General features: G+C 65.6%; 10 protein-coding genes, 1 tRNA gene and 1 other RNA gene. 8 read left to right on the top strand and 4 right to left on the bottom strand.

The genetic code is table 11. The features are described 5' to 3' along the window. Positions 1-24: 24 nt before the first annotated feature. A complete protein-coding gene (gene tkt / locus FHY50_RS04925) occupies positions 25-1995 on the bottom strand; it encodes a transketolase (RefSeq protein WP_140047413.1) in 1971 nt (656 codons plus the stop codon). A 146-nt stretch (positions 1996-2141) separates the two neighbouring features. Between tkt and FHY50_RS04930 the strand changes: the two genes are divergently transcribed. From FHY50_RS04930 to FHY50_RS04940, 4 genes are all read left to right on the top strand, one after another. After that, positions 2142-2351 carry a hypothetical protein gene (locus FHY50_RS04930; protein WP_140047414.1) on the top strand — a complete coding sequence of 70 codons (210 nt, stop codon included), beginning with the start codon at positions 2142-2144 and terminating at the stop codon, positions 2349-2351. Between the two features lies 1 nt (position 2352). After that, positions 2353-2655, top strand: a complete 303-nt coding sequence (locus FHY50_RS04935) for a cell division protein ZapA (protein WP_140047415.1) — start codon at positions 2353-2355, stop codon at positions 2653-2655. Between the two features lie 11 nt (positions 2656-2666). Then, positions 2667-2824: non-coding RNA, 6S RNA (gene ssrS, locus FHY50_RS14545), on the top strand. Positions 2825-2852: 28 nt separating this feature from the next. Beyond that, positions 2853-3062 carry a DUF2842 domain-containing protein gene (locus FHY50_RS04940; protein ID WP_140231043.1) on the top strand — a complete coding sequence of 70 codons (210 nt, stop codon included), beginning with the start codon at positions 2853-2855 and terminating at the stop codon, positions 3060-3062. Between the two features lie 59 nt (positions 3063-3121). On the opposite strand, the gene FHY50_RS04945 is transcribed toward FHY50_RS04940, so the two are convergent. After that, positions 3122-3198: transfer RNA gene (locus tag FHY50_RS04945), tRNA-Asp, on the bottom strand. A 43-nt stretch (positions 3199-3241) separates the two neighbouring features. Beyond that, the gene (locus tag FHY50_RS04950) at positions 3242-4411 is read right to left on the bottom strand and encodes an AI-2E family transporter (protein WP_244935355.1); all 1170 of its coding nucleotides are present in this window, start codon (positions 4409-4411) and stop codon (positions 3242-3244) included. 123 nt (positions 4412-4534) lie between these two features. Between FHY50_RS04950 and FHY50_RS04955 the strand changes: the two genes are divergently transcribed. Continuing rightward, positions 4535-6001 carry an FGGY family carbohydrate kinase gene (locus FHY50_RS04955; protein WP_140047417.1) on the top strand — a complete coding sequence of 489 codons (1467 nt, stop codon included), beginning with the start codon at positions 4535-4537 and terminating at the stop codon, positions 5999-6001. Positions 6002-6068: 67 nt separating this feature from the next. Continuing rightward, positions 6069-6395, top strand: a complete 327-nt coding sequence (locus tag FHY50_RS04960; RefSeq protein WP_140047418.1) for a PilZ domain-containing protein — start codon at positions 6069-6071, stop codon at positions 6393-6395. A gap of 6 nt (positions 6396-6401) precedes the next feature. On the opposite strand, the gene FHY50_RS04965 is transcribed toward FHY50_RS04960, so the two are convergent. Continuing rightward, positions 6402-8171, bottom strand: coding sequence for a class I adenylate-forming enzyme family protein (locus FHY50_RS04965; protein WP_140047419.1), 1770 nt, complete (start codon positions 8169-8171; stop codon positions 6402-6404). 133 nt (positions 8172-8304) lie between these two features. Here FHY50_RS04965 and FHY50_RS04970 point away from each other — a divergent pair, with 133 nt between their 5' ends. Both FHY50_RS04970 and FHY50_RS04975 read left to right on the top strand, forming a co-directional pair. Next, the gene (locus FHY50_RS04970; protein WP_140047420.1) at positions 8305-9534 is read left to right on the top strand and encodes a serine hydrolase domain-containing protein; all 1230 of its coding nucleotides are present in this window, start codon (positions 8305-8307) and stop codon (positions 9532-9534) included. Between the two features lie 107 nt (positions 9535-9641). Then, entirely contained in the window at positions 9642-11669 is a 2028-nt protein-coding gene (locus FHY50_RS04975; RefSeq protein ID WP_140047421.1) for a 3-hydroxyacyl-CoA dehydrogenase NAD-binding domain-containing protein, read from the top strand. The last annotated feature ends 28 nt before the right edge of the window (positions 11670-11697 follow it).

Here is an 11697-nt window from a genome sequence, read left to right on the forward strand (position 1 = left end):
CCGATGGAAATTCCGTGTCGCGCCCTAGTTCGCGAGCGAAGCCTTGACCTTCAAGGCGATCGCGTCGGCGGTGAGGCCAAAATGTCGGTAGAGATCCTCGGCCGGTGCCGAGGCGCCGAACCCGTCGATGCCGAAGCGAAGCCCGCCCACCATCGTGTAGCGTTCCCAGCCCATCGTCGTTCCCGCCTCGATCGAAACGCGCAGGATTTGGTCGGGCTGGACGTTCGGCAGCACCTCGTCCCGATAGTCGGCGGGCTGCGCGTCGAAGCGCGACCAGCATGGCATGGACACTACGTCGGCGCCGATGCCGTCTGCCTCGAGCTGCTCGCGTACGCCAGCCGCGATTTCGACTTCCGACCCGCTGGCGATGAGGATGACGCGCCGCGGCGCTTCGGCGGCAATCAGGCGATAGGCGCCCCGCGCGCTCCGGTTCTCGCCGTCCCAGCTCCGCAATTGCGGCAGGTTCTGGCGGGTCAGGGCAAGCAGTGAAGGCCCGTCGCTCCGGCCCACCGCCAGCGCCCATGCCTCGGCGGTCTCGACGATGTCGCACGGGCGATAGACGTCGAGATTGGGGATCACGCGCAGCGACATCAGATGCTCGATCGGCTGATGCGTCGGTCCGTCTTCGCCGAGTCCGATCGAATCGTGCGTCATGACATAGATGGCGCGCGCCTGCTGCAGCGCCGACAGCCGGATCGCCGGGCGCGCATAGTCCGCGAACACCAGGAACGTCCCGCCATAGGGGATGACCCCGCCGTGCAGTGCCATCCCGTTCATCGCCGCCGACATGCCGAACTCGCGGATGCCGTAATAGATATAGCGCCCGGCATAGTCGTCGCGCGTGAGCGGTGCCTGCGCCTTGGCCTTGGTGTTGTTCGACCCGGTCAGGTCGGCCGATCCGCCGAGCATCTCCGGAACCGCATCGGCGAGCAGGTTGAGCACGATTTCCGACGCCTTGCGCGTCGCTACCTTTTGCGGCTCGTCGAACTTGCCCGCGAATATGCTGGCGAGGTCGGGCAGATCGCCCGACATGCGGCGCTCGAACTCCGCCCGCTGTCCGTGATCGGCAAGCCGTCGCACCCAGTCTGCGTTGACAGCGGCGCCGCGGCGTCCTGCTTCCGCCCAGCGCTCGGCGACCGGCTCGGGAATGACGAACGGCTCGTGCGTCCATCCCATCGCCTCGCGCGTCTTGGCGACGATGTCGGCCCCCAGCGCCGCGCCGTGGACGGCGCTGGTGCCTTCCTTGCCCGGCGCGCCCTTGCCAATGATCGTGCGACACGCGATCAGCGACGGGCGCGGATCGGCGAGAGCCTCCTCGATCGCGCGTGCGATGTCGTCGGTGTCATGCCCGTCGCATGCCACCACATGCCAGCCGCTGGCACGATAGCGTGCCGGAATGTCCTCGCTCGACGACAGCGATACCGCGCCGTCGATGGTGATGCGGTTGTCGTCCCACAGCACGTTGAGCCGCCCCAGCTTCAGATGCCCGGCGAGCCCCACCGCCTCGTGGTTGATGCCTTCCATCAGGCAGCCGTCGCCGGCAACCACCCAAGTACGATGGTCGACAAGGTCGTCGCCGAACCCTGCGTTGAGATGCCGTTCCGCGACCGCCATGCCGACCGCCATCGCAAACCCCTGCCCCAGCGGACCGGTGGTGCACTCAATGCCGGGCAGCTCGAAATTCTCGGGGTGGCCTGCGCACGGGCTGCCGAGCTTGCGGAAGTTGCGGATGTCGTCGAGCGTCGGCCGCGCGAACCCGGTGAGGTGCAGCAAGCTGTAGATCAGCATCGATCCGTGCCCCGCCGACAGGATGAAACGATCGCGATCGGGCCAGTGCGGATCGGCGGCGTCGTATTTCAAGTAGCGGGTCCACAGCACCGTCGCGACATCGGCCATTCCCATCGGCATGCCCGGGTGACCCGAATTGGCCGCTTCGACGGCGTCCATCGACAGCGCGCGGATCGCGTTGGCGAGATCGAGGTCGGTGGCGGCCATGAGCATCCCTTGGATCGGGCCGGTGCGCAGCAGCAGCGCTCGCAAACCGGGAGATTCGACGATGGCCACGCCTTTGCGGCGACGGCCCGGGTTCGTCAACCGGCGAGCCGCCTTGCCGCGCCCCGACGAGTTGCTAAACCATCTGGATGACACAGCAACTCGAACACCCCGCCGTGCAGCGCATCGAAAAGGCCGTCGCGCGGATCGAAAAGGCTGCCGGCGCCCGCGCCTATTCGGCCGACATGCTGGCGCGCCGCCACGCCGCGCTACGCGAACGCATGGAGCAGGCTGTCGAGGCGCTCGACGCGCTGATCGCACGCGAAGAGGCCGCCCCGGCCGAAACGAAGGCGGATTGAGATGGCGCAGGTAACGATCGAAGTCGCCGGCCGCTCGCACACCATCGCATGCCGCGACGGCGACGAATCCCATCTTCGCGCGCTGGCTGCGACGCTCGACGCGCACGCCGACACCGCGCTCAAGGCGTCGGGCGGGCTGAGCGGCGAGCGGACCCTGCTCTACATCGCGCTGATCCTCGCCGATCAGGTGGCCGAGGCCGAGCGCAGCCCCCCTACCGGGATCCCGCCCATGCTGCTCGATCGCATCGCCGATCGGCTGGAGGCAGTGGCCGCGGCCCTTGAGGAAACGCCGCAACCCTCCTAGATTGGTTGCGGCGGGTACTGCCCGGTGCGAGCTTTAGCGAAAATCCCTGAGGCGATAAATCATCCAATGGGGGCTGTCCCTGCTAGGATCCTGGTCCGAAGCACATGGTTCCCACCTGACGTACGTGGCGTCAGAGGATATTCCAGCAACCGGCCATGGCGGTCCCGCCACCTTACTGCCGTCCGACAGGAGCGATGATGACGCCTAGCTGGCGCAAACCCGCGGGGATGTTCGCCATCCTGACGCTGATCCTGGTCTGGGTGGTGCTGATCGCCAGTTTTGCCGAGGCTATCGGTGCGCTCGCCTGGCCGCTGCAGGCTGCCATCTATCTGATTGCGGGCATCATCTGGATCGCTCCGCTGAAGCCGCTGCTGCGCTGGATGGAAACCGGGCGCTGGAGCGCCTGACGCCGCAACCTTCCCAAAACGGAGAACCGGAGAAAGCGCGCCATTTCCACAGCGGAAAATGGCGCGAGTGACGGGACTTGAACCCGCGACCTCCGGCGTGACAGGCCGGCGCTCTAACCAACTGAGCTACACCCGCTCTCTAGCGAGGAGGCGGGCATTAGGCGAGGGTTTGGGGGGTGTCAACCCGATTGGTCGCGGCTGCGCGGACGAAATTTCGGGCCGGTCCGCGGCTCGTGCACCAGCGTCCCGTGCTCGAACAGGAACCCGGCGATATCCGGGCGTCCCGCTGCATTGAGCACGGTCTGGATAATGATCAGCAGTGGCACCGCGAGCAGCGCGCCGGGCGTTCCCCACACCCATCCCCAGAAGCTCAGCGACACCAGAATCATGATCGGATTGATGGTCAACCGGTGGCCGACGATCAGCGGGGTGATCGCATTCGCCTCGACCAGGTGCGCACCGACCATGATCGCCGCAGGCAACAGCGCCCCCCACACGTCGCTGAACGTCATCAGCCCGCCCAGCGCCAGCAGCACTGCCGCGATCACCGGTCCGAAATAGGGCACGTAATTGAGCAGCGCGACGATTCCTCCCCACATCAACGGGGTCGGCATGTCGATCACGTACAGCGCCCCGGCGACGATCAGCCCCAGCATGACGTTGATCAGCGTGATCGTTCCCAGATAGGCCGAGGTGTCGTCGACCACGTCCTGGATGACTCGGGCGGTCGCCATTGCGCCATCGAAGCTGGTCCGGCTGGTGATCGCCTTCTTGCGCAGCCGGGTCCATCCCGACAGCAGGAAGAAGATCACCAGGATCGCGAAGAACATCTCGATCAGGGCGGTCGGCGCCGAGGTCGCAGCGAGATCGAGGATCGAGCGCGGCGGCGCCGATACCGTGTCGGGGGTCGGCACCGGCGTCGAGGCGATATTCTCGATCGTGCGGTTGAGGAAGCGCTGTGCGCTCGAATAGAAATCGATCAGCGGCGCGATGTTGCTCTGGATCTGGTCGATGCGTTCGGGAAGGATACGGATCCACCCCCAGGCAGGCACCACGATCGACGCCAGCGCGACGTTGACCGCGACCAGGAATGCCAGCACGCACAGCAGCGCGGCCAGCGCGGCGGGAACGCGCCGGCGCTCGAACCATTCGAGCATCGGCACCAGCGCCACCGCGATCACGATCGCCGCGGTGAGCGGCAGGAAGAACTGCGATCCGGCCTGCAGCGCGAACGGCACTGCCAGCACCAGTCCAATGCCGGCGATCAACGTCAGCGCGGCTAGCAGCCGGTCGCGGCGCAGTTCCTCATGCGCCGTCGCCGAAAGCTCGTCGTCGTCCAGCGCCGCAATCCGCGACCGATCGGCATCGTCAATATGTTGGCCCACCGGCTGATCCACGCGTCGAACCTCCTCGATCCCTGTCCAATCCTAATCGCCTTTCCCCGGCAATGGTATCCCGGCTAGCATCGCGTCATGGAAAGAGAGATACTGGTGATCGACGCGGGGACGACCTCGACCCGCGCGATCCGCTTCGCGCCGGACGGAGCCTGCCTCGGTCAGCACAGCGCGCCTATCGCCCAGCACTATCCCTGTCCCGGCTGGGTCGAGCATGATGCGAACGAAATCCGCGACGCATCGTTCGCCTGCGCCCGACAGATGATCGACGCCGCGGGCGGCTCCGACCGCATCGCGGCGATCGGGATCGCCAATCAGCGCGAGACCGTCGTGTTCTGGGATCGCAGCACGGGCGAAGCCCTCGCCCCTGCGATCGTCTGGCAGGATCGCCGTAGCGCCGATCTGTGCGCCGCGCTGATCGATCGCGGCGAGGAAGCGGGGGTGCAGGCGCGCAGCGGGTTGTTGCTCGATCCCTATTTCTCGGGAACCAAGATCGCCTGGGCGCTCGAGCACTGGACGCACTTGCGCGAGGCGGGGGATCGCTTGGCGATCGGTACCGTCGAAAGCTGGCTGATGTGGCATCTGACCGGCGGTGCGCACGTCAGCGACGCCACCAATGCGTCGCGCACGCTGCTGATGGCGCTGGGTAGCGGTAGCTGGGACGACGGTCTGATCGACCTGTTCGGCGTCCCGCGCGCCGCACTGCCCGAGATCGTCGATTGCGCCGGGCAGTTCGGAACGACGTCGCGGTTCGGCGGCAGCATCGCGATCACCGGGATGGCGGGCGACCAGCAAGCGGCAACGATCGGCCAGTCCTGCCTCGCGCGCGGCGAGACCAAGGCGACCTATGGCACCGGCGCATTCGTGCTCGCCAATTGCGGCACCACCCCGCCGGTGTCACGAAACCGCCTGCTGGCGACGGTTGCGTGGCAGATTGGCGGGCGGCGCACCTATGCGCTCGAAGGGTCGGTGTTCGTCGCAGGCAGCCTGATCCAGTGGCTGCGCGATTCGCTCGGGCTGCTGGCGAGCGCCGACGAGAGCGAAGCGCTGGCGCGTTCGGTGGCCGACAATGGCGGAGTATATTGCGTCCCCGCGCTGGCAGGGATCGGCGCGCCGTGGTGGCGCCCGGAAGCGCGCGCCGCGATCACGGGCATGAGCTTCGCCACCACGCGCGCGCATGTCGCCCGCGCCGCGCTGGAAGCGATGGCGCACCAGACCCGCGACCTCAAAACCGCTTTCGCAGCGGATGGGGCGGACTGGAAGACGCTGCGCATCGATGGCGGGATGGTTGCCAACGACTGGATGGCGCAGGATCTGGCCGACATGCTCGACATTCCAGTCGAGCGCCCCGGCTTCGCGGAAACCACCGCGCTCGGGGCGGCGATGCTGGCGGGGGTCGGCGCGGGCATTTTCGCAACGCTCGAGGATGCCGCTGCAATGCGCGGACCGATCGAGCACTTTCTCCCGACGATCGCCGATTCCGAGCGGACGCGCCGGGTGGAGGGATGGTCGGCGGCTGTGCAAGCGGTTGTTGTCAAACGCTGATCTTGGGCAGTAAGGCTTTGCTTACGGCTCTTCGCTAGCATCTCGTCGTGCGGTGCGGAGTGCAGTCATGCCGGATGCCCAACCAGAGAGTGAAGTGTTCAACAAGCGTATCAAGTCCCGCGTGGAGCTTTCCGCGCCCGGAAAACTGTCGGAACCGTTCGCCGGCAATCATGGCGTAGAATTGCTCGACATTTCTGCCAGCGGCGCCCGGATCGCGACCTTTCGCAATTTCAGCGTGGACCAGACGCTGTATCTCACCATCGACAAGCTGCAGTCGCTCAAATGCGTCGTGCGCTGGGTCAAGCATGGCGAGATCGGCGTCGCCTTCGATCGCGATCTCTATCCGGCGGTCGTCGAGCATATCGCCGCCGCGCATCGCGCCCGCACCCGCTAGCTCAAATCAGGCGGGCGCAGGCTCCGCGAAGAGCGCGCGGAGTTCCTGTTTGAGAATCTTGCCATTGGCGTTGCGCGGCAGCACGTCGCCGACGAAGCGGATCGCCACCGGCACCTTGAACCCGGCAAGGTGCTTTCCGACCCAGGCCTGCAGTTCCGCTTCGGTGGCCGAACAGCCGGAGCACAGATGCACCACCGCCGCCGGCTCCTCGCCTAATATCCGGTGCGGTATCCCGACCAGCGCCGCATCAGTGACCGCGGAGTGGGCATAGAGGACATTCTCGACCTCGATCGAATAGATGTTCTCGCCGCCGCGGATGATGATGTCCTTGGCGCGATCGACGATATAGCAGAACCCTTCCTCGTCGAGCCGCGCAAGGTCGCCGGTGCGGACCCAACCGTCGATGAAGGTGGCGGCGGTCGCTTCGGGCTTGTTCCAATAGCCCTTCACGATCATCGGCCCCTTGGCCCATAGTTCCCCCACCTCGCCGACCGGAATCGCCTGCGCGCCATCGGGAGACATCACCTTGAGTTCGGCCACCGGCACCGGCGGGCCGCAGCTGTCGGGACGATTGAGATAATCCTCGCCCTGATGGCTGGTCACGGTCGCCATCGTCTCGGTCATGCCCCAGCCATTGCCGGGCAGCGCCCCGAATTCCTGGTAGATGCGCCGCACCAGTTCGGGCGCCGACGGAGCGCCGCCATAGGAGATGTTCTCCAGGCTCGAGAGATCGTACTTGCCGCGATCGGGATGCTCCAGCAGCTGCCACGCGATCGTCGGCACGCCGCCGGTGGCGTTGATGCGCTCCTTCTCGATCAGCTTGAACGCTTCGACCGTATCCCATTTGCGCATCAGCACGATCGTCCCGCCCGCGACGATATTACCCATCAGGAACGCGCTGCACGCGGTTACGTGGAAGAACGGAATCACGATCAGATGCGTCTTGTGCTCGGGCGTCGCGGGCGGCACCTCGCCGCGGCGCAGCAGCATCCGCGCCGCGCCGTACCCGGTCGAAAAGATGTTCGACAGCATGTTGCGGTGAGTGCCGATCGCGCCCTTGGGATGGCCGGTGGTTCCGCTGGTGTAGAAGATCGCGACCTCATCGTCGGGCTGGATCGTCATCGCGATGTCCGGCAGGCCGACATCGGTCAGGGTCGCCCAGCCCGAGGTCGGGCCGACCAGCGACGCGAAGTCGGCGGCGCCGCCCTCAAGCGGGCCCGTCGGCCGCGCCACCAGCACCTGCTCGACCGCGGGCATCGCCGCGTAATGATCCCTGAGCCGGACATGGCGCTCGCCGTCGAGGATGACGAGCTTCGCGCCCGAATCGACGATGCCATATTCGAGCTCGTCGCCGCTCCACCATGCGTTGAGTGGCACCGCGATCGCGCCGATGCTGGTGACCGCGAAGAAGATCTGGGTCCATTCGGGCAGATTGCGCATGGCGAACGCCACCCGGTCGCCGCGTCCGATGCCCATCGCGATCAGCTTGTGCGCCAGCGTCGCCACGGCCCGAAAATGCGCGTCATAGGTGACGCGCTCGTCTTCGTGGATCAGGAACTCGCGATCGCCATGCGTTCGGGAAAACAGCATCAGCATCGCCAGGCTCGCCGGGGCGTGCTTCCAGGCCTTGGTCGGCACGCCGCGAATCTCGACCGTCTCGATCTCGAACTTCTGGCCCGGTGCGGTCAGCAGCCCTTCGATCTGGGCAAGCGACATTTTCGGCCAGGCTGGGTCCAGCACGACGAGCGGATCGGTGGCCAAGGCGGAATTCTCCATAAGTTGAATATCGGGTTTGTGTCGTCACCCGGTTTCGGCAAGGTTAGTGTTGATTCGATCGGCGCTCAAGGCAATAGGAGATTGCCATGGCGCACAGTGCGCATGATGGACGGTTTCGAACGAGAGGTACGCTTTGCAGGCCAGCAGCATCGCCCGCCCGGCGCGGCAGGGTTTCGACGCCGACCGGCTTGCACGGATCGACGCATTCCTGGCCGACCGCTATCTCGACAGCGGTCGGTTGCCGCACGCCCAGCTGCTGATCGCGCGCGATGGGGAGATCGCGCATTTCTCGCATCAGGGCGCCGCGCGCGAAGGCGGTGCGGCGATCGGCGAAGGCTCGTTGTTCCGCATCGCGTCGATGACCAAGCCGATCACGTCGCTGGCGTTCATGATGCTCGTGGAGCGCGGGCTGGTCGCGATCGACACGCCGGTCCACCACGTTCTTCCCGAATTCAAGGGGGGCGGCGTCTATGCCGGCGGCGGTGGAGGGGTCCCGTTCGCAACGACCGCAACCGCGCAGCCGATGCGGATGATAGACCTGCTGCGGCATACCTCGGGGCTGACCTACAGCTTCCAGAACCGCAGTAACATCGATGCCGCCTATCGCGAGCACCGGATCGAGAATTGGCACGGCAATCTGAATCTCGACGGGTTCGTCGCGGCGCTCGGCGAACTCCCGCTCGAATTCTCGCCGGGCGAGGCGTGGAACTATTCGGTATCGACCGATGTGCTCGGCGCCGTCATCGAGCGCGTCTCGGGCATGCCGCTCGATCGCTTCCTCGACACGCATCTCTTCGGCCCGCTCGGAATGGACGATACCTTCTTTCAGGTGCCGACGGACAAGCTTGACCGGCTGACCGATTGCTGGACGCTCAAGCCTGGTCAAGGCCGGATGCTGTACGATCGCGGGGCCGACAGCGCCTGGGCGCATCGGCCGAAATTGCTGTCGGGCGGCGGTGGGCTGGTATCGAGCGCGTTGGATTATCACCGGTTCTGCACGCTGTGCTTGAACGGTGGCGAGCTGGACGGAGTGCGGATCGTCGGGCGCAAGACGCTCGATTTGATGACGCAGAACCACTTGCCCGGCGGCGGCGACCTTGCGAGCATGTCGCGATCGCTGTTCAGCGAGGCGACCAATGCCGGTGTCGGCTTTGGGCTTGGCTTTGCCGTCACCCACGACGTGGCAAGAACGATGGTCCCGGGCAGCGTCGGCGAATATTATTGGGGCGGAATGTTCTCGACCGCCTTCTTCATCGACCCGGTCGAGCGGTTGCACATGATCTTCATGACGCAGTTGAGCCCGTCGAGCACCTATCCGATCCGCCGCGAGTTGAAGACGATGATCTATGCGGCGCTGACATAAGCCACCCTGCTCCCGCAAAGGCGGGAGCCAGGAGATTTTCCGTGCTGCGCGTGCAGCCCTCGGCTCCCGCCTTCGCGAGAGTACAAGCAACAGGAGAGACCCGACCCATGACCTCGCCCATCACCACTACCCGCGACGGCGACGTGCTGATCGTCGTATCGAACAACCCACCGGTCAATGCGCTGAGTGCCGCCGTCCGCATTGGGATCGACGCCGCGATCGATGAAGCGGCGGGCGATGACGGCATCAAGGCGGTGGTGATCGCCTGCGACGGCCAGACCTTCTTTGCGGGTGCCGACATCACCGAATTCGGCAAGCCGCCGGTCGAGCCGCTGCTCCCCACGCTGGTCGACAAGATCGAGGCTTCGGAAAAGCCGGTCGTTGCCGCGATCCACGGCACCGCCTTGGGTGGCGGATGCGAGGTCGCGATCGCCTGCCATTACCGCATCGCCGTGCCCAGCGCGAAGCTCGGCACCCCGGAGGTGAAGCTCGGCCTGCTCCCCGGTGCTGGGGGTACACAGCGCCTGCCGCGTCTTGCCGGTGTCGAACTCGCGCTGGAGATGGTCGCAAAGGGCGATCCCATCCCGGCGAGGAAGGCACATGAGGCCGGATTGGTCGATCGCCTCGCCGACGAAGGTGCGTTGCGCGCCGAGGCGGTCGCCTTTGCCCGCGAAGTCGCCAGTGTACGTCCCCTCCCGCGCGCCAGCGAGAAACAGGCCAAAGCCGAACCCGGCGTGTTCGACGCGTTCCGCAAGACCAACGCGCGCCGCTTCCGCGGTTTCGACGCGCCCGAGGCGAACATCGCCTGCGTCGAGAAAGCGACGCAGTCACCCTATGCCGAAGGCGTCCAGTTCGAGCGTGAAAGCTTCATGAAGTTGATGTTCGGGGTCCAGTCGGCCGCGCAGCGCCACATCTTCTTTGCCGAGCGCAAGGCGTCGAAGATCGACGACATCCCCGCCGACATCCAGCTGCGCGACATCAAACGCGTCGGCGTGATCGGTGCGGGCACGATGGGCGGCGGCATCTCGATGAACTTCCTGTCGGCGGGCATCCCCGTCACGATTGTCGAGATGCAGCAGGAAGCGCTCGACCGCGGCACCGGCGTCATGCGCCGGAATTACGAGGCGTCGGCCGCCAAGGGCCGGATGAAGCCTGAACAGGTGGAAGCGGCGATGGGCGCGCTGAAACCGACGCTCGCCCTCGCAGACCTCGCCGATTGCGACCTCATCATCGAAGCGGTCTATGAGAATATGGACGTCAAGAAGGAGCTGTTCGGCAAGCTCGACGCGATCGCCAAGCCCGGCGCGATCCTGGCGTCGAACACCAGCTATCTGAATGTCGACGAGATCGCCGCCAGCACCTCGCGCCCGCAGGATGTCGTGGGGATGCACTTCTTCTCGCCCGCCAACGTCATGAAGCTGCTCGAAGTCGTGCGCGGCGCCAAGACTGCGCCTGACGTGCTCGCGACCGTCATGAAACTGGGCAAGACGATCAAGAAGGTCGCGGTCGTCGCAGGTGTTTGCCACGGCTTTATCGGCAACCGCATGCTGATGCCGCGCCAGGTCGAGGCGATGAAGCTGTTGATGGAAGGCGCGACGCCCGAGCAGATCGACCGCGTCCATGTCGAATTCGGCATGCCGATGGGACCGTTCCAAATGAGCGATCTGGCCGGCGTCGATATCGGCTGGCACCGCGACCCGACCCGCATCGAAAGCATCCGCGATGCGCTGGCTGCGGAGAAGCGCTGGGGCCAGAAGACGCAAGCGGGCTTCTACGATTATGACGAGAAGCGTACCCCCTCGCCTTCTCCGCGCGTGGCCGAGATCATCGAGGACTTCCGCAAGCAGACGGGCACGCCGCAGCACGAAATCACGGACGAGGAGATCGTCGAGCGGACATTATACCCGATGGTCAACGAAGGCGCGTTGATCCTGGAGGAAGGCATGGCGCAGCGCGCATCGGACATCGATGTCGTCTGGATCTACGGCTATGGCTGGCCCGTCTATCGCGGCGGGCCGATGTTCTGGGCCGATACCGAAGGGCTGAAGAAGATCGTCGCCGGATTGGAAAAGCATGGGTTCGAGGTTTCCACGCTTCTAAAGGACAAGGCCGAGAAGGGCGAGCGGTTCAATTGAGGCCGCTGGCGGTCCCATATTCCGATCG

The organism is Sphingomonas japonica, assembly GCF_006346325.1.
Taxonomy (GTDB): domain Bacteria; phylum Pseudomonadota; class Alphaproteobacteria; order Sphingomonadales; family Sphingomonadaceae; genus Sphingomonas; species Sphingomonas japonica.

What these genes read in the sequence shown, in the direction of transcription:
- FHY50_RS04960 (WP_140047418.1), top strand. Translation starts at nt 6,069, where the DNA reads ATGCCGGATGCCCAACCAGAGAGTGAAGTGTTCAACAAGCGTATCAAG.
- FHY50_RS04975 (WP_140047421.1), top strand. Translation starts at nt 9,642, where the DNA reads ATGACCTCGCCCATCACCACTACCCGCGACGGCGACGTGCTGATCGTC.
- tkt (WP_140047413.1), bottom strand. Translation starts at nt 1,995, where the DNA reads ATGGCCGCCACCGACCTCGATCTCGCCAACGCGATCCGCGCGCTGTCG.
- FHY50_RS04935 (WP_140047415.1), top strand. Translation starts at nt 2,353, where the DNA reads ATGGCGCAGGTAACGATCGAAGTCGCCGGCCGCTCGCACACCATCGCA.
- FHY50_RS04940 (WP_140231043.1), top strand. Translation starts at nt 2,853, where the DNA reads ATGACGCCTAGCTGGCGCAAACCCGCGGGGATGTTCGCCATCCTGACG.
- FHY50_RS04930 (WP_140047414.1), top strand. Translation starts at nt 2,142, where the DNA reads ATGACACAGCAACTCGAACACCCCGCCGTGCAGCGCATCGAAAAGGCC.
- FHY50_RS04955 (WP_140047417.1), top strand. Translation starts at nt 4,535, where the DNA reads ATGGAAAGAGAGATACTGGTGATCGACGCGGGGACGACCTCGACCCGC.
- FHY50_RS04965 (WP_140047419.1), bottom strand. Translation starts at nt 8,171, where the DNA reads ATGGAGAATTCCGCCTTGGCCACCGATCCGCTCGTCGTGCTGGACCCA.